The sequence below is a fragment of the Seinonella peptonophila genome (assembly GCF_900129355.1).
GTDB lineage: Bacteria > Bacillota > Bacilli > Thermoactinomycetales > Thermoactinomycetaceae > Seinonella > Seinonella peptonophila.
The window spans coordinates 201674-223818 of record NZ_FQVL01000001.1 but is presented as its reverse complement, the minus strand read 5'-3'; the positions used below and the strand labels follow the sequence as shown (position 1 = coordinate 223818).

The 22145-nt window shown below is 36.0% G+C and carries 20 protein-coding genes and 1 pseudogene; 9 read left to right on the top strand and 12 right to left on the bottom strand.

The features are described 5' to 3' along the window. Window positions 1–2: 2 nt before the first annotated feature. The 4 genes from BUB71_RS01070 to BUB71_RS01055 form a co-directional block, all read right to left on the bottom strand. On the bottom strand, window positions 3–959 hold the full coding sequence (locus tag BUB71_RS01070; RefSeq protein ID WP_175552237.1) for a terpene synthase family protein: 957 nt from the start codon (window positions 957–959) through the stop codon (window positions 3–5). 180 nt (window positions 960–1139) lie between these two features. Next, window positions 1140–1523 (bottom strand): EthD family reductase, encoded by a 384-nt coding sequence (locus BUB71_RS01065; RefSeq protein ID WP_073150584.1) that lies wholly within the window; start codon window positions 1521–1523, stop codon window positions 1140–1142. Between the two features lie 108 nt (window positions 1524–1631). Then, window positions 1632–1961, bottom strand: coding sequence for a transcriptional regulator (locus tag BUB71_RS01060; RefSeq protein ID WP_073150581.1), 330 nt, complete (start codon window positions 1959–1961; stop codon window positions 1632–1634). 293 nt (window positions 1962–2254) lie between these two features. Then, window positions 2255–2431 carry a DUF896 domain-containing protein gene (locus BUB71_RS01055; RefSeq protein ID WP_073150578.1) on the bottom strand — a complete coding sequence of 59 codons (177 nt, stop codon included), beginning with the start codon at window positions 2429–2431 and terminating at the stop codon, window positions 2255–2257. Window positions 2432–2465: 34 nt separating this feature from the next. Here BUB71_RS01055 and BUB71_RS01050 point away from each other — a divergent pair, with 34 nt between their 5' ends. Then, the gene (locus tag BUB71_RS01050; protein ID WP_073150574.1) at window positions 2466–3149 is read left to right on the top strand and encodes a YneB family resolvase-like protein; all 684 of its coding nucleotides are present in this window, start codon (window positions 2466–2468) and stop codon (window positions 3147–3149) included. Continuing rightward, entirely contained in the window at window positions 3124–4221 is a 1098-nt protein-coding gene (locus tag BUB71_RS01045) for a M42 family metallopeptidase (RefSeq protein ID WP_245815484.1), read from the top strand. The genes BUB71_RS01050 and BUB71_RS01045 overlap by 26 nt, the downstream gene beginning before the upstream one ends. Before the next feature lie 853 nt (window positions 4222–5074). On the opposite strand, the gene BUB71_RS01040 is transcribed toward BUB71_RS01045, so the two are convergent. Continuing rightward, on the bottom strand, window positions 5075–6028 hold the full coding sequence (locus BUB71_RS01040; protein WP_073150571.1) for a nucleoside hydrolase: 954 nt from the start codon (window positions 6026–6028) through the stop codon (window positions 5075–5077). A 93-nt stretch (window positions 6029–6121) separates the two neighbouring features. On the opposite strand from BUB71_RS01040, the gene BUB71_RS01035 reads away from it, so the two are divergent. Continuing rightward, window positions 6122–6769: a Crp/Fnr family transcriptional regulator gene (locus BUB71_RS01035; RefSeq protein WP_073150568.1), complete on the top strand. Its 648-nt coding sequence runs from the start codon at window positions 6122–6124 to the stop codon at window positions 6767–6769. Window positions 6770–6812: 43 nt separating this feature from the next. Here BUB71_RS01035 and BUB71_RS01030 read toward each other — a convergent pair whose 3' ends face one another. From BUB71_RS01030 to BUB71_RS01020, 3 genes are all read right to left on the bottom strand, one after another. Next, window positions 6813–7226, bottom strand: coding sequence for a DUF6463 family protein (locus tag BUB71_RS01030; RefSeq protein ID WP_073150565.1), 414 nt, complete (start codon window positions 7224–7226; stop codon window positions 6813–6815). A gap of 306 nt (window positions 7227–7532) precedes the next feature. Continuing rightward, window positions 7533–7997 carry a DUF2690 domain-containing protein gene (locus BUB71_RS01025; protein ID WP_073150562.1) on the bottom strand — a complete coding sequence of 155 codons (465 nt, stop codon included), beginning with the start codon at window positions 7995–7997 and terminating at the stop codon, window positions 7533–7535. Between the two features lie 416 nt (window positions 7998–8413). Next, the gene (locus BUB71_RS01020; protein WP_073150559.1) at window positions 8414–10729 is read right to left on the bottom strand and encodes a hypothetical protein; all 2316 of its coding nucleotides are present in this window, start codon (window positions 10727–10729) and stop codon (window positions 8414–8416) included. 168 nt (window positions 10730–10897) lie between these two features. On the opposite strand from BUB71_RS01020, the gene murQ reads away from it, so the two are divergent. The 3 genes from murQ (at window position 10898) to BUB71_RS01005 (ending at window position 14234) form a co-directional block, all read left to right on the top strand. Next, window positions 10898–11803: an N-acetylmuramic acid 6-phosphate etherase gene (gene murQ, locus BUB71_RS01015; RefSeq protein WP_073150555.1), complete on the top strand. Its 906-nt coding sequence runs from the start codon at window positions 10898–10900 to the stop codon at window positions 11801–11803. After that, window positions 11790–13142 (top strand): PTS transporter subunit EIIC, encoded by a 1353-nt coding sequence (locus tag BUB71_RS01010; RefSeq protein WP_073150552.1) that lies wholly within the window; start codon window positions 11790–11792, stop codon window positions 13140–13142. Before murQ ends, BUB71_RS01010 begins: the two co-directional genes overlap by 14 nt. A 150-nt stretch (window positions 13143–13292) precedes the next feature. Then, window positions 13293–14234: an aldolase catalytic domain-containing protein gene (locus BUB71_RS01005; RefSeq protein ID WP_073150548.1), complete on the top strand. Its 942-nt coding sequence runs from the start codon at window positions 13293–13295 to the stop codon at window positions 14232–14234. A gap of 168 nt (window positions 14235–14402) precedes the next feature. On the opposite strand, the gene BUB71_RS01000 is transcribed toward BUB71_RS01005, so the two are convergent. Beyond that, window positions 14403–15296 (bottom strand): DMT family transporter, encoded by an 894-nt coding sequence (locus tag BUB71_RS01000; protein WP_073150545.1) that lies wholly within the window; start codon window positions 15294–15296, stop codon window positions 14403–14405. Between the two features lie 453 nt (window positions 15297–15749). Here BUB71_RS01000 and BUB71_RS19000 point away from each other — a divergent pair, with 453 nt between their 5' ends. Beyond that, window positions 15750–15944 carry a hypothetical protein gene (locus BUB71_RS19000; RefSeq protein ID WP_175552236.1) on the top strand — a complete coding sequence of 65 codons (195 nt, stop codon included), beginning with the start codon at window positions 15750–15752 and terminating at the stop codon, window positions 15942–15944. Here BUB71_RS19000 and BUB71_RS00990 read toward each other — a convergent pair. Then, the gene (locus BUB71_RS00990; protein WP_073150537.1) at window positions 15941–16993 is read right to left on the bottom strand and encodes an LCP family protein; all 1053 of its coding nucleotides are present in this window, start codon (window positions 16991–16993) and stop codon (window positions 15941–15943) included. The two genes, BUB71_RS19000 and BUB71_RS00990, sit on opposite strands and share 4 nt — an antisense overlap. A 145-nt stretch (window positions 16994–17138) precedes the next feature. Here BUB71_RS00990 and BUB71_RS00985 point away from each other — a divergent pair, with 145 nt between their 5' ends. Then, the gene (locus BUB71_RS00985) at window positions 17139–17882 is read left to right on the top strand and encodes an urease accessory protein UreH domain-containing protein (RefSeq protein WP_073150534.1); all 744 of its coding nucleotides are present in this window, start codon (window positions 17139–17141) and stop codon (window positions 17880–17882) included. 97 nt (window positions 17883–17979) lie between these two features. On the opposite strand, the gene BUB71_RS00980 is transcribed toward BUB71_RS00985, so the two are convergent. Together BUB71_RS00980 and BUB71_RS00975 are read right to left on the bottom strand one after the other, a co-directional pair. Continuing rightward, complete coding sequence (locus BUB71_RS00980) at window positions 17980–18918, bottom strand: RNA-dependent RNA polymerase family protein (RefSeq protein ID WP_073150531.1); 939 nt, start codon at window positions 18916–18918, stop codon at window positions 17980–17982. A gap of 161 nt (window positions 18919–19079) precedes the next feature. Further along, the gene (locus BUB71_RS00975) at window positions 19080–19646 is read right to left on the bottom strand and encodes a cupin domain-containing protein (protein WP_084730886.1); all 567 of its coding nucleotides are present in this window, start codon (window positions 19644–19646) and stop codon (window positions 19080–19082) included. Between the two features lie 901 nt (window positions 19647–20547). Here BUB71_RS00975 and hmpA point away from each other — a divergent pair. After that, window positions 20548–21819 (top strand): annotated as a pseudogene (gene hmpA, locus BUB71_RS00965) (NO-inducible flavohemoprotein). Window positions 21820–22145: the final 326 nt, after the last annotated feature.

Below are 22145 nucleotides of genomic sequence, written 5' to 3'. Positions count from 1 at the left end.
CATCATTTGTATATCGTAAAGCGAGATGTGTCGTTAAAGCTCCAATCGACATGACCACGTATCCAGGATCTCAATACACTCAAGTATTTACCAATATGATCATCCATCTGCGTTCCAAAACTAGGAATTTTCTTTTCCAATTGAATAAATTCTTCTACATCTTGGTCATGAATACGAATAGCTTCTGTAATAGCCTCTTCTACGGGGATGTTTTTTTCATTTTCAAGCGTGAGAACTAAGTTATGGTAATCGTTATGTGATTTTTCTTTTTCATAAGACAGTACATCATTAAACCAACAAGAAATCACATTTGCTAAATAACGTAAACGATTAAATGTTGGATCATTTAATACTTCTTGAGAAAATGATAGGTTTTCTACAACGTCCGCGAGATCTATTACAGTATAAACAGCTCCAGAATGAATTCTGTGTTGAATATACGATTTAACGCTAGGGTATTTTTTTTGTTTTCTATTTTTAGATTCCCAATGAAGTGCATGAAAATACTCAATCAAGCTATTTCGATAACGCTCTATCCAATGATGAGTGGCTTTCGCTCTAGCCCGTTCCCAGAAGTCTGAAAGACTTGCTTCGAAAGGGCTACCATTTTTTAATGTAACTTTGCGATCCTGTTCAAGAATGTCAATAAAAGCGTCTAATATCTTTCGAAGCTTATCAGGTTGACGCCCGAGGTCTTGATTATCACATTGATCATCAAACAGAAAGAGCCAAGAGCACCAATCTCCCGCAATACAAAGTTCTTCTAATCCAGCATCAATAAATGTTCTTCCAGCTAACCAAGCACTATTTTCATTGTAAAATCGATCATATGTAACGTCGTTTTCAATGATCTGAAATCGAGTAGCCCATTCAATTGTATGTTTTTGTGCTGAATCTACTTCTGGGTGAACCTCTGGTTTAAACGGTGAGTAGGCTTTTAATAACTGATCAAAATTCATTTTTATCCAATCTAACATGGAGTTAGATTGTTTCCCTCCTCTAAATATACTTTTAATATAACTAATAAAACTTTACTTGGCGAAGTATATTTAATAAAAATAAAAAATAAATTGATGTAGCGTATTCGTATTCTTGAAATTCAAATATAAGAAAACAATTTTAATTTCTATAGTTGGAAGTTAAGATCGATGAAGCCGTCGAATGATCCCAGGATTATTTTCAAATTCTTCGGGAGTTACAATGGTTACATCGCCAATAACACAAGTAATTAAGTCCCATGCAACCTTTATTGCACTGTTTGCTATGTATTCACCCTCTTCAGTTTTAAAACCTTCTTCAAACGAACTAAGATCTTTAAAATACATTTCGGAAATGATTTGATACATTGGAGTAAGATCGGTATCTCTTAATAACACTTTTTTCATGTCTGTGTACATTTGATTCGTTTCCACTTTAATTAAACCGGGGATTCTTAGAACCATTGGCAAGTAATGATTGTAATAGTAATCATCTAAGACATTGGGTTCTTCTGCTTGATAGAATAATGTAACTACCTTAACCATAGACGTTTTCCTTTCATCAATGTATTAACTCTATTCTAGGATGGTTGAAAATAATAATCAACCATTATTGTATAATTTATGTTATTAGTCAGATTAATAGGGTTGTAATTATTTGTTTTTCTTTTCCCATTGTTTTGTTATTTCTCTAATCTGATCTAATTGTTTCCAATAAGACGAAATTGCGTTTTTTCCCTCACGTGTAATTCGAATGGTTGTGTGAGGGATTTTACGTCGCACAAATTGTTTATCGATCATTAAGAATCCAGCTCTCTCCAATTTAGATAAATGAGAAGATAGATTTCCTTTAGTAAGTCCTGTTAATTCTTGAAGAAATAAAAATTCAGCCATTGTACATGCATCTAAGGCACTCATAATGGAGAGACGAGCGGGTTCGTGGATGATTTTATCCAGTTTCGCCATCTCTTTAAAAGGCATCATTTTTTATCACCTCAACTTATTCATTTTAATATGAACTTGTTTGCATCATAAACCTAATTGCAAAAAAAGTAAAGAGAAAAAAATAAAGTTACCCAAAAATTCAACCTTTATCTCCAATAAAACGCCGAAACACTCTGCGTTTTATTTTCATATATTATAATCATCGTAGTATTCTTTAGATAAAACATAATTTACATTTATAACTATATCTGTCGGATAAAGATGTGAGTATATCTCATTTATCCTAAGGTTGAAGGCATTAAGGTCTTTTTATATAATTGAAATGTGCTTCATTACTGTTTCTTAATAAAGCGAACTCCAGCAAGTTGATCAACTACTTGTGTTCGAATCGCTTTTAAGTAAACTTGTCGAAGCTGTGTTTGTTCTTCCTTCTCAAGAGTAGTAAGTCCTGTTTCTTTACTTTTTTGAGCGAGTTCGTTGATCCTATTGATCAAGTTTTTATCAATCACGACGGACACTCCTTTGGAGGTAGATGTTTTTCTAATGAATGTCATCATATATACAAGGGTTAGTACAACGAAGGAACATCAAGAGTCCAGCTTAAATAGACAACAAGAATTATTATACAGATGGGCTGACGAACTGCAAGCAAAAGTTATTCAAACAATTTCCGAACAACATAGCGGATATGACCTGAATCGAAAAGGTTTATACGAATTATTGGATAACCTGAAGTCCGGTTCTATAGATGCTGTGTTTGTACAAGATGAAACACGTCTTGGCAGAGGAGAAGCAAAATTAGCTATTATTCATCAATTAAATCGCTATAAATGCCGCATTTTTTCCTATCAACAAGGAGGAGAGCTTGAGCTAGACGCTAGTGATTCGACTGTTCTTCATATCATCGCAAAGGTCGAAGAATTGCAAAGAAAAATGATGAACCAGAAGATTAGCTGGGGAATGCAGCGTGCGATTCGAGAAAAAGGATATAATCCAACTCGCAATCTTAAAAATCAGGGAACGGGCGGAAGGGAGAAAAAAAGGGTGCCCGTTGAACAGATTGTTGCTCTTAAACGGAAAAAACTGACTTATGAAGAAATTTCAGCAACACTGAAAGGTTTTGGTTACAACGTGTCTAGAGCTACTGTTCATCGCCGCTACCAAGAATGGTTAAAAAATCAACAGCTAGAAGGGGCTGCAAATGACGAAACTACTGGAAAGATCTAAGCAGATGATCGATTGGGAAATGTTTGAGGTGTTAACCCAAGTTCCAGGTGCACCCGGATTTGAAGGAGAAGTCCGCAAGGTGATGAAATCATACCTTGGTGAATATGCGGATGAGATAATCCAGGATCGCTTGGGCGGGGTTTTCGGTATCAAACGTGGGGAGTCACATGGTCCCAAGATCATGGTCGCAGGTCACATGGATGAAGTCGCATTTATGGTGACACGAGTAACGAAAGAAGGCTTTTTGAAGTTCCAGCCTCTAGGTGGTTGGTGGTCACAGGTATTACCTGCACAAAGAGTCGATGTAATCACTCGCACAGGAAAGAGAATCCCTGGAATGATTGGTGCAACACCTGTCCATCTTCTAGATAAGGAAGCAGCAAATAAGGTAACAAAAATCCAGCACATGTTTATCGACATCGGTGCAACAAGCGCCGATGAAGTAAGTGAGTGGGGGATTCGACCTGGTGATGCTGCAATTCCTCACAGCCCATTTACTGAGCTAGAGGGCGGGCGACGGCTAATGAGCAAAGCATGGGATAATCGTTTTGGTTGTGGAATGGTAATCGAGCTTCTTTCAGCACTTCAATACGAGAGACATCCAAATGTGATTTATGCTGGAGCCACAGTTCAAGAAGAAGTAGGAACACGTGGTGCAGCACCAGCGGCCAATTTGATTGATCCAGATCTTTTCTTTGCTGTCGATGTGGGACCTGCTGGTGACACTCCAGGAATTCAAGATGGCTTTGGACAGATCGGAAAAGGTATGCTAATCCGAATTTATGATAAATCAATGATTACATTGCCTGGAATCCGTGACTTTTTGCTTGATATCGCTGAACGTGAAAAAATCCCGTACCAGTTCTTTGTATCGCCAGGGGGTACTGATGCAGGGCGAGTTCATATAACTGGTCAGGGTGTACCATCGGTTGCAATTGGAATTGTTGGTCGATACATTCATTCACATGTATCAGTCATTGACAAAGAAGATGTGGAAGCAACAAAACAATTTATGTTTACTGTTGCTAAGGAATTAAATCGTTCAACTTACGAGTCTATCGTTTATCGTTAACACCACTAATTTTACCTGTATTTATTAGTAAAATAAATACAGGTATTTTTATTGTTCTAATTTCTACGACAATGATACCCGGTTTTAATTTATGATAAACATAAAAACAGATAAATAAAAGTTATTTTTTGATTAAAGAGGAGAAAGAGTCTAAAAAGATGGAAACATCAGGTATATGAAGAAACATTACCTATAAATTGTCTATCCAAATTCGTCCAAGAGGACTCCCGCTTCTACAAGCGGTGAGGTGAATGGGACGTGGTTCGATATCCCTTTTACGGGATGCTTAGAACCACTTTTTTTGTTAGAATAGTTGTAGCTCTTTGAAAACTGAAGATATGGGGTTGTTGCTGGAAAGGGTCAGTAACGTAAAATCTTCAACCACCCAGCTCACCGAAGTTGCGAAAACCAAGCGAAAGTAGGGAGCATAGCAGAGCATACTTTGTTTTCACCGCTGGGACGGCGGGTAGAGCCTGCTAAGATAACTGGACGTTGGTCTGGTGTTCGCAGGAATCTACCACCTACAGAGGTGGTAGTAGTTCAAAAATGATATTAACCTACGAAGTTGGATGGTAACCAGTCCGTCAAATGTCCGCTTCCCTGACATTAATAGTTCGAATGGTCAAATTGAATTCAAAAAACTCTTCTCTTGAAGGAGAGTTTTTTGTCTTACTATCTAACTATAAGAGGAACTGAAATATGGTACTCTAGCTCCGCTCAACCTATGAATCAAAATTCATGGAACTTGATCTGGCGGAAATCAAGGTCGATCCTCTATGATAGATTGTACCTTTAGCACAGGTCGAGATGGTGAACATACGTGGTGGCTACTGGATATGACACTTTGCTGATGTTAACTTACCAATAATTCCAATAAGCGTTCCTTGAATAGCTGATTGTCAATCGTTTTACAGATAGTTGCATTAGAAGAATTTCTACCAAAACCATCAGAGATTGCTAATTTACTCCCGTCATTTATGATTACTTGACCATAAGTTGCTTCTTCTGTGGTACATACATAGCAGTAACAGAGTTTATCCTCAAGTACAATATCATCCCATAATAGAATCCCCATTGCCACGGCATCTGGTAAGTCAACAATATGTTCATTATTTCTTTGTAAATTATATTCAAGCAAAGAACGATTACATTTAACGGAAAACTCAGCTTCTTTCTTGCCACTTGCTAGTAGTACATCTATATCGTCCTTATTCAAAGCAGCATCCCCTAAACATAGATCAAATCCAATAATAGTAATAGGTATACCAGAATTAAGCATAATACGATATGCTTCTGCATCTACATACACATTAAATTCAGCAACAGGTGTAGTGTTTCCGGGCCCAAATCCGGAAGTACCCATAGAGTAAATATGTTTAACTTTTTTCATAATTTCAGGTGCTTTTAAAATCGCAAGAGCAATATTTGTAACAGGTCCGATGGTTACAATTTCTATTTCACCTGGGTTATTTGCAATAATATCAAGGATAGCATCTACTGCATGTTTGGTTTCTGGCAATATAGTGGGATTAATTAAATCACAATCTCCCATGCCATCCTCACCATGAACATTAGTAGCCGTAACTAAATCCCGCATAAGTGGTTTGGCAGCTCCCCTATAGATAGGTGGTTTTTGCGCATTGGTTATTTCTACAGTCATTAAAGCATTTTTAGTTGCCAAGTCAAGTGGGACATTCCCACAAACGGTAGTGATAGCTAGAACATCAACTTTCGTTGATTTTAATGCCATAATTAATGCAACTGCATCATCACTTCCAGTATCTGTATCTATAATTATCTTTCTCATTATTTAACCTCCATTCTTATTTGACCTTACTATATAACCCCAATTATAATGAATATAGGTCAAATGACCCGGAATTAAAAAGAAGGTGAGGAAATGAATTTCGGAAAAATTGTGAATAATGCACCAGCACATATTAGAAAATCATTTACTTATAGAACATATAAGAAAGGTAGTATTATTCTTCATCCAGGTGAACAAAATAACTACCTTTATATTCTAACCACGGGTATTGCTGAAGTGTTTAGACAAACCTATGCAGGAACGATGCTTTCGGTATTTATTTATCAATCATATAGTTGCTTTGGAGAGATTGAAATTTTTAATGAAAACGTTAAAACACTAAGTGTTATTGCAAAGCAAAACTGTGAAATAATTGCGATCCATAAGGAAAAAGTTTATGAGTGGATGAAAATGGACTTTAACTTTAATTTTTACATTGTTAAACAACTTGCTTCAAAATTGATTTTAAGTTCCGATATTGTAGCAAAGTTATCACTACTAACAGTGAAGGATCGTGTATTGCTGAGTATATACAATCATTATAAAATGGGGGATCTACATAACCTTACAAAGCAAGTATTATCTAGTGAGGCATGTGCACCAATTAGAAGTGTGAATCGCTCGATAGCTCAGTTTGTAAACGAAGGGTTTATAGACTATAAAGATAAAAATTTTTATGTGAAGTCGGTTATAGAACTCGAAAAAAATGTTGAATGTATTTCGTTAAGTGAAACATATTAAGGTACCATCACATATCCATCAATTTAAGAGAGTAGAAACAGGTTTACCGAGAGTGCATAATCAACAAAAAACCAGGAATAGCAATTAGCCAAAATCCTCCGATTGGACACAAGAAACCACCAATAATTGAATAGACAAGTAGTGACCAACCAAGAAAAGATGGTAATATCTGGTGGCGGGATGATAACCATACGATACTCGCTCCAAGAATGAACATGGGTATAGAGAAGCTTCCTATCTGAGTCCAAAAATTTCGCTGACGTTCCAAATCATCTGCTGTCCAAGGTGGGGAAATCGTATTCCATAAGCCTTCTGCAAACATGTTTTGCCACATTGTAATGGATCCTCCCACCGCCAAAAACATATGAATAACAGGAATCGCTAAGAGAATATAACCAGCCCATAACGCTAATGATGAAGAATTTTCTGTTGAATTTTTTTGAGTTTGTATTCTCATTTGAGTTTCCTCCTTGTATAGTATGTTTTGAGTCCTCACAGAGCCCAAAGTTCCATTACATTTTGTATATACCCAGCGAAAGGGTTCCTACCAAAAACCGCAAAGTAGAATTGTATATATTTAAATAAGAACCAGTTCTGAAAAAGGACTGGTTCAGTTTGTCTAACATTGCTTTTCGACTAGGATTGGTATAAAGCTTGGTATAAAGCAATAATGGATACAACTTCATGAACATTTAATCATTTTTTCTAATGCATTCGAACAAAAGAAATGTCGTAGATCGTGCGGAGAAATTAGTGGAACTTTTTAGTAAGAACTTGTACGAGTCTTATAAAGAGGATCAGGTTTATCTGGTTTCTTAATATAAACCTGTGCATAGGAAGTATTTGGGCTCATGTCATAGACCATGGCACTATAACAGCTAGTTTGTCCGTGAATGATATGACCATTACCATTTCTACAAGTACCTATTCGCTTATCTTTATTCCGGGTAACAAATCCCAATACTTGATATCCTTTGGGGAGGGGCTTATTTAGCTTTACATATGCCCAAGCAGTTTTACATTTGCTACTGAACATGAGATACAAGGTACCAGTTATATTGCCATAGGAAATTTTTTTTGTTTTAGGTGCCCACCCAGTTTTATGACAACCAGTTTTCACAGGGCTTTTGCCATCATATTGAGAAGCTTCAGCCTGATTAAAACTAACAAACAAACCAAAGACACCAATGACAGCAACTAGCAAGCCAGCACTTAATTTACGCAACAAAAGGAATCACTCCCTCAATAAAATGTAAAATGATTAAGCTTTTCAAGTATGAAATAGATGTACGTGAGTAGCATGGACTTGATCAATCTTCACACCTAAATATCTTCAGCAGACTTGTAGACCTCCCTTGCTAATTTCGAAGGCTATTAAGTGCTACTTAATCATTTTTCTTTTTGTCAGTTTTATTGGATTCTCCTGATTATTATACTATACGGTATGGTATTTTGAGAAGACATACTATCATAAATAACCAATTGAATTAATCGATTTTCGTTTTATCTGGACATGAGCAACACAATATGTGAACGATTCTGGGAATACAAAGTTAAACATCGTATAGTTCATTAGATTTTTTCTTTCGTATTAGACCGATTCGATCAAGAATCGGTCTAATGATCATTTATAGACATCTTTTTTTAAAATTGATTTTTATTCTTACCAGACATGTTTGGAAGATAGGGCTTAATTTGAGTGCCTGGGATATTTGGCATCATGAGTGGATCAAGTTGCAATTGAAGATCTTCAGTTGGCCAGTTATGTGTAAGATGATATTGTTCAAAACGACCTTTATGCTGATCATAAATCGCTCTAGCAATAAAAGGGTCTTGTTGTGAACCATTTGCATGGAACCAAAAAGCGCCATAGCGATGTTTCATATTTAGAAAATCCTCTGGTTCAAGCTTGTCCATCAATCCACCCCAGTAGTCAGCATCCCGATGATTATGACCCCGAAAAATAATTTTATTTAAAATAAGATCGTCAAAGAAAGTACGCATCGATTCCGGAACGTCAAACCATGTACCAGCAGCACATGCTATCCGCACGTTCATTCTGGAACTCCTTACTAATAACATCATCAAAATTCGACTACAAAAACCGCCAAAGTCGTCTAAAATCAGATTAATGTTTACACGCTTCTCTTCAGGTATATCACGTTGATGTAGAATGGATTGATATAATAGAGTAAGAAGCATATTACCAGCAAAATCACTTACATTAAAACCATAGTCCCATTTACCTCCATGTAATGCTACAACAGCTTTTTCCTCTAAGATCGCCTTTTTCAAATCAATCGTATTCGGATGGCATAAGGTTTTTGCTACACGTTCTACTCCAAGAATACGATTAAATACTCCAATGATTGGTTGTACATAGGTAACATAATACCGAGGATTGCGCATTAATTGTGTCTTCTCAATCCAATATAATTGCAAATCGGAGTTTTGTGGTAAGACATGAATCAAATTCATTCTATACTTTTCGTTAGCTAGCACTTCTCGAATATGACGTAGGTCAATACGTGGGACGGCTTCTTTCCATACTATTGACTGTTCCCGAGCTTGACGAAGAGCCAGAAATGCCTGTTGAATAAAGTCCATATTTTTGATTTGAGCTGCAAAAGGTGGATCAAATATCCCAATAAAATCTTCAACCATCATATCTACTGGATAAGCATCATTGCTTAAAAAGTTGATACCATATTTTGAGGGCTTGTCCATATCGATGATATAAACTTTCTTGTAGTCTGGCACAAATTGAAGAATAAACATTAATTCATGTGGCTGACTACCAATTACGAGTGCGCCTTCATCTGGACGCGAAAACCAAGCAGAAGCATGCTGACCAAGCGTAGTTGTTTTCCCAGTTCCTCCAGTTCCTACCACAAGCAGATGTTGCTTCCACATCTCATCTGTTAAGCCAACTTCCACATTTTCATCAGTCACAGCAATGGGAGATACGACTTCTTGGTTAACTGGAAGACCTTGCGGGACAGGTAAACGACGATGCTGATAACGATAAGTGCCACGAACCCATAGGATTGAAGATGGAAAATGTAGTAATGATGCTAATTGATTTGAGGAAAGAACCACTCTAGGTCCTAAAAATAAAGAAAAATATTTGTTTATAACTAAATCCCAATAATGTTTTTTAAACCACTTACGAATTTGGTATGAAATGATCCCTTCTGGAATAAGGCGATTTTGAGGAGACAACTCACCAATTGTGCCAAGTAGGGCCTTGAGTAACTGTTGATTAGATGCATAAATTCGAATTTCTGTGTTAAATAGGGCATCCATTCCCTTTCTCTTTAGTTGGCGACGTTGTGTCTGATAATCTACTGGGATTAGCATAACTTGAATTCCTGCTTCACCCTTTAATTCGTCTACTGTTTGAAAAAGTTGATCCATAAATTTTCGTTCTGAAAAACTCTCTAATTCTCCAGGGTGTTCAAGTCGAAGTTGCATAAATTCTTGTGGAGGCTGATGAGTTAGTTCTGACTTTACTGTCTCGAACCGAGCATTTTCATAAATGGTTTGTAAATTTTTGAGAATTTCCGGCAAAATAAATGGAGATGCTGAGATAAGGATTTCTTTATTTCCTTTTGCATCTAGTTGAACTTCCCAAGTGAATGAATTGACCCCATTTACGTAATATTGCCAAGGGAATTTTGGCAATAAAAGAGTATTGAGAAACTCAAAAAAATGGATCATTTCTGTTGATACTTTTTTTTCAGCCCTTGGCAAAATGACTCTGACGGTCTCTACAGAGTCGGATTGGTTTAATTGATATAGAAAAAAAACATGTAAACCAAGTCTTATCATATAGTAAATGATGATAATTCCAAGGATGAACCAACCATATGGGTTAAGATAGGGAGAAATTGTATCGAATTGCCACCAAACTAGTAATAGAATAAGCAAAGGCCAATGAAAAATTATTTTTTTGATCAATACGTTCAACCTCCCAATTTTGCATATACATATATATAATAGACCATCTGATTTATTTGAACTATCCCAGATGTTTATTTGATTTATCTTAAAAATCTGTTTACAATATCCGTTTTCAATGTTAATCTTTTTGTGTATTATTTATAATTAGAATAGGTGGGTGATGAGATGGAGAAGCTCACAACAGAGCAGCAAAATCTCATGTCCAAAGGATTAGACCAATTATCCCCATTACAAATAATCACGCTCATGAACAAAGAAGATCAAATTGTTGCTGAAGCAATTCAAAAGGAGTTACCTACAATCGCATCATCGATTGAATCAATCGTGGAGCGTTGCCGAAAAGGTGGGCGGATTATTTATATGGGAGCGGGAACAAGTGGGCGACTAGGAGTTATGGATGCTGCTGAATGCGGCCCCACTTTTGGTGTGCAAAATGACAAGATCATGGCTAAAATTGCCGGTGGTGAAGAAGCACTTTATCATGCAGTTGAAAAATCGGAAGATCGACAGGAAGATGCAATTGAAGATTTACAGTGTATTCATCTACGTTCAGTAGATAGTGTGATAGGTATCACTGCTAGCGGTCAAACTCCATATGTTATAAGCGCTTTATCATATGCATTAGAAATCGGTGCCTTAACAGTCCTTCTAACAGTAAATAAAGGGTTTTCAAACAAACCTTTTGATCATGTGATTGCCATTGAGACTGGTCCAGAAGTGATTGCAGGCTCCACTCGGTTAAAAGCGGGAACTGCTCAAAAAATGGTTCTGAATATGATTTCCACAACAACTATGGTTCAACTTGGAAAAGTGTACGATAACTTAATGGTTGATGTACAAATAACAAATCAGAAACTTCGCAATCGTGCGATCAGTATCGTCTCTTCTTTAACTGGTTTACCAGCAAATGAAGCGCATCAACTGCTGGAAAAAGCAAAGGGGCATGTTAAAACAGCTATTGTTATGAATCATTTTCAGCTTTCATATCTTGAAGCTAAAAGCCATTTAAGGCAATGCTCAGGGAATTTAAGAGATGCATTGTCAAGGAAGTGCCTGCATGAAGACCGATGATCATAAATTGGCAGATCAGATTATGAAGTATTTGGGCGGCAAGAAGAACATCAAAGAGCTTGACCATTGTATGACTAGACTGCGAGTGAAAGTATTTGATCCAAATCAAGTTCATGATGAGGTCCTAAAAAAAACTCAAGGTGTATTAGGTGTAGTAATAGAAGATGGTTTTCAAATTGTGTTAGGACCGAAGAGGGTTAATAATATTTTTTCTATTCTGATTAATAGAGTAGATCAGCAGAAATTTATACCAAAAAAATCTTCTGGAGTAGCGAATAAAGATATTCTTAGTCTCTTTTCACGTATTTTCGTACCCATTATTCCTGCATTAATTGCCTCTGGTTTGACGATTGGCATCTCCAAATCACTTCCTCAACTGATGGATTACTGTTTTCAGATCGAGATTAGTAAATATCCTCTCATCGAAATATTAAACTTGAGCGGATCTGTCCTATTTGCTTATATAACGATTTTAGTAGGATATTTCACAGCAAAAGAGCTTGGTGCAACACCTGTTTTAGGAGCGATTATTGGAGGATTTATTATCCATCCCTCCATTTCTGAGCTGCATCTATTTCATGATCATCTTCTTTCTCCAGGATCAGGTGGGATATTTAGTGCTATGCTAGCTGTTTTTTGCTTTGCTCAGGTTGAGAAGTTCATGCATAAAAGATTGCCCTCTTCACTTGATCCGATCCTAACACCAACTTTCGCTCTACTATTCACTGCGTGTTTGACCTATCTCGTTATTATGCCGGCTTGTGGCTTATTAGCAAAGGGACTCACACACTTAATTATGTTCATTTTACATTTTGGTGGTTGGGTTGCTGGTTTTATCATTAGTGCCACTTTTTTACCTTTAGTTGTTGCTGGTTTCCATCAAGGTTTTTATCCAATTCACCTTGAATTAATTCATCAATTAGGGAAAGATCCACTGTTTCCAATCCAAGCAATGGGTGGGGCTGGGCAAATTGGAGCGGCATTCGCGATTCTTCATAAAACAAAACAAGAGAATCTAAAGAAGGCGATTTATGGTGCACTTCCTGTGGGATTGTTTGGAATAGGTGAACCATTACTATATGGGGTGATGTTACCATTAGGACGACCATTTTTAACAGCTTGTATTGGAGGAGGGTTTGGAGGAGCAATAGTATCTTGGTGGAAAGTAGCTTCATATTCTATTGGTGTTTCAGGCTTGTCGCTTTTTCCGTTAATTGATCATGGAGTACATGGGATGATTGGTTATGCTTTAGGTTTAATCACAGCTTACATGAGCGGCTACTTATTCACTTATTTTTATGGATTTCAACATCAGATGGAAAACCAATTTCAGTCATAGGATTGCATATTTTTACGATCGTTTGTATGATGAGGATTGATTCACTTGACAAACGCTATCGAATTTCATAAAATAAAGCAAGTTGCTTTATCACATAAAAGGATAAAAGCGAAAAAGCGAGTCCGGTTGTAGGGTTACGGAGGAGATAAAATGGAACATAAAGTAATTGATGTAACCATTCGCGATGGGGGATTAGTAAATGATTTTGACTTCAGTGTCGAAATGGTTCGGAGCATTTATGATGGATTAAATCAAGCCGGAATCGATTACATGGAGATCGGGTATAAGAATTCTCCAAAGCTATTAAAGGGGGAATCGAGTGGTCCTTGGCGTTTTTTAGACGACCGTTTTTTACGCCAGGTCATTGAAGCAAAAGGAGCAACGAAACTTTCGTGTTTGGTTGATATCGGTCGTGTCGATGAATCAGATATTTTACCACGTGAAGAAAGCTTATTAGACTTAGTACGAGTTGCTTGTTATATCAAAGATGTACCTAAAGCAATTGAGTTAGTAAATAAGTTCCATCAACTGGGGTATGAAACAAGTATTAACATTATGGCTCTATCCAACGTAAGAGATTATGAATTAAAAGAAGGGCTACAGTTAATCAATGAAAGCCCTGTTGATCTTGTTTATGTTGTAGATTCATTTGGTAACCTATTGAATCGTGATATCGAATATTATGTTGAGTTTTTTCAAAAGTATGTTCCACAAAAAACAATTGGCATTCATACTCATAACAATCTACAGCTTGCATTTAGCAACACTTTAGTAGCGATGCATAAAGGCACCACCTTCCTTGATTCTTCATTATTTGGGATGGGAAGGGCAGCTGGAAATTGTCCTACTGAACTTCTTTTCCGTGTATTAAATGATGCAAAATATGATTTGCGTCCTATTTTAAAGCTACTTCAGGAATGGATGATCCCATTACGCGAAAAAGTAGAATGGGGATACACCGTTCCTTATGCATTGACTGGAATGTTGAACGAACATCCAAGAACAGCTATGGCCCTACGTAATAGTGAAGAAAAAGATGAATATCTCAGCTACTATGATCGATTAACCTCTGTAGAAACTTATAATAAATAGCTCCATCGGATCTTGAATCAGGTCTGAACCAAAAACGCTTAAAATTAAGCGTTTTTTATTTGCCATGAGCTCAGTTTGTGGAAACGTACAGCGAGTAAAGTGGCTTTTCAGTTAGTAGATCCTCCATCATGAACAGGAAGATCTACTGCTTTCTTGTCGAGAAAGTAATTAGGATACAGTTCTTCGCTTCACTTGTTTATCTCGTTCCAATAGGATTAGTAAAATCACACTTGTTATCACTAATGAAACTCCAAATATTTTAGCGAGATTGATTGATTCATCTAGTAACATCACTGCACAAACAGTTGTCACAATCGGCTCAAATGTGCTGACAATCGAAGCACGAGTAGAACCAATAAATTTCATTCCTGCAAAAAAAGACCAAAAGGAAACTACAGTTGAAAATAACGCGAGTGCGGTAACTGCAATCCACCCTTTTGTGGAAAATTGAAATTGAAGATGTTGGGTGAAGGTTCCACTGAGTAGAAAAGCAAGCATAGTAAAAAAGATGATCCATGTGCTTGTTACAACTGGAGTAAGCTGAATGATCAAACGTTTACCAACCATGACATAGATAGCATAGGCTAAGGCGGAACTAATGGCCAATATTACCCCATAAATATCAATTTTCCCTGTTGGGATACCCAGCAATGTCCCAATACCGACCAAGGAGAGTATCAAAGCTGAAATCATTCCTTTGGTCGCAGATCTTTTTTCAAAAATCAATGATAGTACCATCACAAAAACTGGATATAAGTAGAGTAACATTACTGCAAGCGTTGCGATAATATGTTTAAGTGAAGTAAAATAAAGAGTTGTTTGTGCATAGTAAAGAAATCCTAGAAGTACTAAAATCCAAAAGTGATCGCGAGAAGGATATAAATTTCTTTCCTTTATAAGAAGATAGATTGATAGGCAGATAAAAGCAACTAAGAAACGTAAAAAAAGTAGCGTTTCTATTGAAACATTTGCTTGAAATGCCATCTTTCCAAATACAGGTGTTAGCCCAAACCCAGTCGCGGATAATAGAATGTAGAGTATTCCTTTAAAGTGTGAACGCAATCAAATCACCCTCCATTTCAAAATGTTCACACCAGATATATAAATATAATTTATCATCACAAAATAATAATTAGTAGATATATTATTTTAATAAAAAATAATATGGATAAGAGGAGTGAAAATATTTCTTTTGTTTTATTTATTTGTAAACAGGGTATTAGATAAAACTACGAAATAATTTCTTTACACTCATTTATATTGAAGCGATACTGGAGTGGTGAGATATGTATATGGTATTAATTGCAATTATAATTTTGGTTATTTTTTATCTATTTTTAATATTAATTAAAAGTAGGAGAGCTTATAATAAGCCAAACCATCGTAATAGTAGACATCATTCAAATTATGGTACTAAACAGGGCAACTCTTATAACTTGAATAAGGAAAAAAAGAAAAAGTTATCACATGATAGCCATAGTCACAGTCACAGCTATGATACGGAGTCAACTTGGAATGATTACAGCGGTGATGATTCTTCGCCAAATGATTCTTCATCAGATCATCATCATAAATGTGGAAGTTCTTGTAGCAGTAGTTCATGCAGTAGTAATTCATCATCTTGCAGTAGTAGCTCTAGTTCGTGTAGCAGCAGTTCATCATCTTGTGGTGGTAGTTCATGTGGCTCATCAACATAAAAAACCAGCTTAACGCTGGTTTTTTATGTCATCTTCATGATTAGTTGTTTCTGTAGAAGGAGATAGTGGAGCTTTTGGTGTATATTGAATCTGTTTTTGAATTAGCGTACTGATGCGTTGACGCTCTTGTTCAGACAGTTTCTCAATATATGCATTTACTCCCCCTAAATAATGTCGACCTGATGTTGTGGTCAAAGTTACTTCTTGAATATTTCCTTTTGATTCTTTATAGATCTTGGCTAATGTTGGAATTTCGGAGAATGAAAAACTATGTTGAAAATTATCTGCAACGGTTGTCACTAACGATGAGAAACGCGTTACAGTATTTACACTAACGAGTTGATCAATTAACTCTTGGATGACAGCACGTTGTCGTTTATTGCGCCCAGCATCTCCGTTTGGATCTTGATGTCTCATACGCACATAGGCAAGTGCTTGAGAACCATTGAGATGAGCAGGGCCTTTTTCAAAATAGACCATCTCACCACCAATTGCTCTCTGATGGAATGGAAATTCGACATTTACATTAACTCCACCTAAAACGTCAACAATCTCCATAAATCCTTGAAAGTTAACTTTTGCATAGTAGTCGATTGGTACATTTAAAAGGTTCTCAACAGTTTCTCGGACGTTTTGAATGGGATCTATTTTTTTGTTATATGCATAAGCTGCTGCAGCATTGATTTTATCTTTTGCACCCTCTGTATTTGCAATTTCAACGTATAAGTCCCTTGGAATGCTAATTAATTTAATTGATTTTGTTTTTGGATTGACAGCTGCAAGCATCAGCACATCTGGGCGCCAATTATGCGATTTTGGCTTTCGACCATCAGTACCCATTAATAAGACAATAAAAGGATCTTTTTGTATATTAACCACTGCTGTACGTTTGTTTGAGAGACTTAGTTTCTGTGGGTCTACTAAATCTTTATGTTTATAAAATTGGTAGCCAAAACAACCAACTACTACAAGAAGCAAAAGAGAAAAGATACTAAGAAATATAAGTTTTTTTCTTTTCGATTTACGCTCAACAACGGGAAGTTGGCTTGAAAGTTTGTTCATTCTGTCTCCTCTCACATATGAAGAAGTTGGAAAACAACAACATAAAACTAAGATCTATAACTAACGTAAATAAATGTAACATGTAAAGAGATACATCACAATAGTAATAAATAGGATATAGATAACAAGAATAGGGGTTGAAATATTGTACCATTGGTTAACCGAATTAAGTCAATGGATGAGTTATCCATTTGAAAAAGTAGTCTTTACAACGCAAATCTCTATATTCATAGTCTTTTTTTTAGGCATTACAGGTGCGCTTTCTCCCTGTCAATTGACCTCAAACATGGGTGCGATTGCTTTTTTTAGCGCTCAACGTGTTCAGAGTAGGAAAATCTGGTTAGAGATGAGTGCTTATGTAATCGGAAAAGTTCTTGTGTATGCTACGCTCGGATACTTAACGCTTTATTTAGGAAAGTCTTTAGCGCAAGAAGCGATTCCAATTTTTTCAATTATGCGCAAATGGATGGGTCCTCTCTTTATTTTGATGGGATTATTTCTTATAGGTTGGTTATCATGGCCCATGTCATTACGCAAAGTAACAAATCATTTGTCTATTATTAAAAAAAGAAGTGGTGGAGTTTTAGGTGCATTTTTAATGGGTGTGACGTTTTCTTTAGCTTTTTGCCCCACTATGGTAGTTATTTTTTTCGGTGGTTTTGTTCCACTTTTGTTATCGGAGGGAAAGAGTATCATTTTTCCACTATTGTTTGGAATCGGTACAGCACTCCCATTGTTATTGATCATGGCGATTATTACCATCAGTGGCGTTGAAAATCGTTGGAAAAATCAATTGAATCAATGGAGCAAGGTGATTAGAAGAATGGTAGGTTGTTTTCTGCTGATTCTTGGTTTATTTGAGATTTTTATATATTGGGCAACTATATAGTAATTCGAACTTCTTATATAATTTAAGGCGCAAAAGAAAAAAGCTAGCTTCAACTAAATGGAAACTAGCAAGCAAGAAATATGTTGAATTTTTTATCCTATTTACGATTTAATAATCCCTTTAGATTTCGGATTAGCCCTTTTTCGCGTGACAATCGATCTGAAGGGTTTGTTAAAGTTTTTAATGCTTTATTCGCTTGATTTGTATGGGATTGATTGATAGAAGGAATGGTGTTTGTGGCTTCTTTTCGATGTTCTTTCTTTTCGCGGACAACTCCTTCGCGAGGAACAACAACATGACCAGCTATTATAAAGTGATTGCCTGATTGAATATTAACTGTCTCATTATCAATCATCCACCCACAGCGAGATATAATTCTTTTAATCTTTGCAATTGTTTCTGTCTGGATAAAGTAGGCAGATGAGAAGGTGAGTTCATCTAAAAAGCGACTATATTCTAATCCATATTTACGAACAAAATCGGTTAGATAGCGATCCATTTTATATGCTTGGATATTCAACAATTGAGGTGCTAAAGGATTTCCTAAGTTCAACTTTCCATGTTTTGTTGCAATTTCGCCAAAAAATGTAGCTGCATTTCCTTCAATTCCAAGTAAATGTCTAGCAATAGAAGTAACCCGTTTTTTTCCTACAGAGCTAAATGCATTATATAGGGACACAGAAAGTACTTTCTTTTGTGTTCGATGCGGTTCAATATATGTGGATGTATTGCGTCCTTTTTCCAATCCATGACTGTTTGGATGGGGTTCCCGAGATTGTAATAGAAGATCATTTAATGTTTGGCACCATTGTTTGGTTTTTGGGTCAGGTCCGAGTGTTCGAACATATCGTTGATCCGCTCTTCTAGGCTCTTCCTTTTGTTTTACTGTTAGCTCGGCGATCTGTTGGGGATTAAAGATCGTTGTACCATGATATTTGTCTATCCAAATTCGTTGATAAGAAGGTGTATGATCTTCCTCCATAATCCGATTTAGATACTGTGTAATATGAATGGATGATTGTTGTTCGATGATCATAAATATCCCCCCTTTCATAATCTATTTTACTACAAATAATTATGTATTCATTAGTGTTTTCATAAATTGGTTAATATAGTATTCAAACGTTATCATACTATATTAACAAGTTTTCGTCTATTCTCAAATAATAAGGATACCCTTTATTGGATATCCTACTATCAAGGTATTGTAAGTCGTGAAATAATATCTGCATGTTGAGGATATAGTCTAAGCAATTCGTCTCGTCTAAATAGTGTAAAATCAGAAAATTCAAATCCAGGAGATACCATGCAGCCGACCAATGAATAATAGCCCTCATCAATTACTGTTGAACCAAAAATGGACCCCCTAGGTATGATAGCTTGTAAAACTTCTCCATTTCTCCAATTGGGACCTAATTTGATTTTCTCTAATTTTCCAGAAGGATGGATTATAAATATGTTTAATGGACTGCCATGATGGTAATACCATAATTCATCTGAAATTAATCGATGGAATCTAGATACTTCGTTTGAAGGTAATAAAAAATAAATACTTGAAGAAAGTCTGCGTTTCCCATGATAACGTATTGTTGTTAATTCTTGATCTGAAATAAATTCCTGAGATTTATAAATCTCTCGATAATAGCCTCCTTCGGGATGGGGGATCATTTTTAAGTGTTCAATCCAATTTGCGATTTCAATTTTTCTTCTTGATGGGATTGTGGGATTTTTTTTTACGCACTGGATTTCCGGAGTGATTGTCATCTGTAACCTCCTATGAAAACTCATAAACTAAGACATGGGAATCGTAACATTTTTCAGAATATGAGTCAATTTTTATATAACTAAGAAACGTTCCGTATTATGTCTGTATTGGAAACAAGCTACCAATAGAGACTGATCTCGCCATTTTTCATTCTGTGCGACAGTAAAGGGTTGATGCGTTGATGAAGTTAAAAACAGCCAGTACTTTTGTTAATAACAAGGGCAACCACCCGTCCATATGCACGGGTGGTCATGATTTTATTTTTATGGTTGTATCCGTTATTTTATGTGTAGTACTATTTTCCCTTCTAAAGATGAGCGGATCAATGGCAGCTGTTGTGACATTCGATGGAGAAGCATGGGCTGCGGAAAGATCATAAGATCAATTTTGTTAAAACAGGGACAACTCAGAATAACTGCCCCCGTTAACGATAGTCAAAGCAGCTACAGGCTGACCTGCATTTAACCTTTACCGATCTCCAATCTCTTGATTAATCTTCAATCCCTGGACATACGGAAGTGGAATGATACATCATTAAACAAAAACTGTAGATTGGAAATTCAACGCAGTGTTGTAAGGGAATCCATCCATTATCGAAATGTATCTTTTTTAAAAGCAATAAAGAAGAAGAAGTTCATTGATGCATGGACACATCAGTAGCAGATCCGGAAAATATGAAAAAATGTAAATAATTGGATCTGAATAAAAGAATAAATTTAAAAACTAGAGTAGATGGATATCATTAGTTTGTTAGTTTTTTAGAGTTACAAAATCATGATTGTTATATTTTGTATATTTGATTCTTTTTAACAGGGAAATGCTCCTAAGAATGATAGATCAATATAAATAAAAAGAAAGGAGATACTAAGCAAAAGGTTTAAAGGGGCATCGATTTATGAAATAAGTGCGGAGAAAGTAAAGATTATTAAAACTACGGTTCCGGATTTAGAGAAACATGGAACAGATATTACGACCCGCTTTTATGAGTTGTTATTTAAAAATCACCCTGAACTACTTAATATTTAATCATGCCAACCAAAAACAAGGAAGACAACAAACTGCTTTAGCAAATGCAGTTTATGCAGCTGCAATGCATATTGATAACTTAGAGGAGATCTTAGATCAAGTGAAATTGATTTCCCATAAACACAGGAGTTTAGGTATAACTCCGAAGCAATATCCGATAGTTGGCGAAAATCTAATTGCTGCAATCAAAGATGTGTTATGTGGTGCAGATTCTGATGAAATTATCGATGCATGGACAGAAGCGTACCAAATTATTGCAAATGTATTTATTCAAACTGAAGCAGACTTGTATAGGAAATCCGAAAAACAATCTGGTGGATGGAAGGGTTTTCGCGAGTTTATTGTAGATCGAAAAGTGAAAGAAAGTGGAGTGATTACCTCATTTTATTTGAAACCCAAGATGGAAATGCGATTACCTCTTTTGAATCCGGTCAATATATTAGTATAAGAGTAAACATGCCTGACCAGAAGTATACACAAATTCGTGAATATAGCTTATCAGATGCTCCTGGGAAAGACTATTATCGAATTAGAGTGAAAATAGAAAGCGCAACGAATCATTCACCAGAAGGGATGGTTTCTAATTTTTTGCACGACTATGTTATAGAAGGAGATAAAGTCGAATTAAGTTCTCCAGCTGGTATATTTACTTTAAATAAGAAAAGTGATCGTTCTGTTGTGCTTATTAGTGGAGGAGTTGGAGTTACTCCGTTGATGAGCATGCTTAACTATTTAATGGAGACAAAATCTGATCGCCAAGTTACATTTATTCAAGCTGCTGCCAACAGCAAGGTTCATGCATTTCGTGATCATGTCGATGAGCTTTCGCAGAACAATACAAATTTCCGAGCCTTTTTTATCTATTCACAGCCAACAGATGAAGATCGTGAAAAAGAGAACTATCATATGGAAGGATTTTTCACGTTGGATTGGTTACAAACAATATTGCCAGATTCCCAAGCCGATTTTTATTTTTGTGGCCCTATTCCATTTATGAAGGCAGTATATGGTGCATTAAAACAATGGGGAGTATCTGAAGAACAAATTCACTACGAATTCTTTGGACCGTCAGGTACATTGGAAGTAGAAGTTGATTTTGAACCTGCTTTAGAATTGGATAGAGAAATGGAGCATGTTAAACAGTAATGATCGATTTAAAAATAATATAACCTCTGATAGGGTACCGAAAAATTTTGTAACCTTAAAAAAATGTAATGTTAGGGGTAAACGATGGTAGAATTCTGTTACTACAATTTTCGAAAAAGTTAATTTTGATTTTCAAATGAACACTCTGAAAAATGGTTTAGTTAAAATTAGTTTTTGTGTTGTAAGAAAAGATTACAAGCAAAATTATGAACCTAATATAATCTGGCTAAGTTCTTCAACAATATCATATATGTTGGGTTACAAAATATTTCTTTTGTAACCCTTAGAATGAGCTGAAAAGCTTAATTTTACGGCATTTTAGCTCT

Bases quoted from the DNA above. Each gene is read 5' to 3' on its own strand.
- BUB71_RS00980 (WP_073150531.1), bottom strand. From the start codon at position 18,918: ATGATCATCGAACAACAATCATCCATTCATATTACACAGTATCTAAAT.
- BUB71_RS01040 (WP_073150571.1), bottom strand. From the start codon at position 6,028: ATGAGAAAGATAATTATAGATACAGATACTGGAAGTGATGATGCAGTT.
- BUB71_RS01005 (WP_073150548.1), top strand. From the start codon at position 13,293: ATGGAACATAAAGTAATTGATGTAACCATTCGCGATGGGGGATTAGTA.
- BUB71_RS01035 (WP_073150568.1), top strand. From the start codon at position 6,122: ATGAATTTCGGAAAAATTGTGAATAATGCACCAGCACATATTAGAAAA.
- BUB71_RS01030 (WP_073150565.1), bottom strand. From the start codon at position 7,226: ATGAGAATACAAACTCAAAAAAATTCAACAGAAAATTCTTCATCATTA.
- BUB71_RS01010 (WP_073150552.1), top strand. From the start codon at position 11,790: ATGAAGACCGATGATCATAAATTGGCAGATCAGATTATGAAGTATTTG.
- BUB71_RS01060 (WP_073150581.1), bottom strand. From the start codon at position 1,961: ATGATGCCTTTTAAAGAGATGGCGAAACTGGATAAAATCATCCACGAA.
- BUB71_RS01050 (WP_073150574.1), top strand. From the start codon at position 2,466: ATGAATGTCATCATATATACAAGGGTTAGTACAACGAAGGAACATCAA.
- BUB71_RS01070 (WP_175552237.1), bottom strand. From the start codon at position 959: ATGAATTTTGATCAGTTATTAAAAGCCTACTCACCGTTTAAACCAGAG.
- BUB71_RS01045 (WP_245815484.1), top strand. From the start codon at position 3,124: ATGACGAAACTACTGGAAAGATCTAAGCAGATGATCGATTGGGAAATG.
- BUB71_RS00975 (WP_084730886.1), bottom strand. From the start codon at position 19,646: ATGACAATCACTCCGGAAATCCAGTGCGTAAAAAAAAATCCCACAATC.
- BUB71_RS01065 (WP_073150584.1), bottom strand. From the start codon at position 1,523: ATGGTTAAGGTAGTTACATTATTCTATCAAGCAGAAGAACCCAATGTC.
- BUB71_RS00990 (WP_073150537.1), bottom strand. From the start codon at position 16,993: ATGAACAAACTTTCAAGCCAACTTCCCGTTGTTGAGCGTAAATCGAAA.
- murQ (WP_073150555.1), top strand. From the start codon at position 10,898: ATGGAGAAGCTCACAACAGAGCAGCAAAATCTCATGTCCAAAGGATTA.
- BUB71_RS19000 (WP_175552236.1), top strand. From the start codon at position 15,750: ATGATTACAGCGGTGATGATTCTTCGCCAAATGATTCTTCATCAGATC.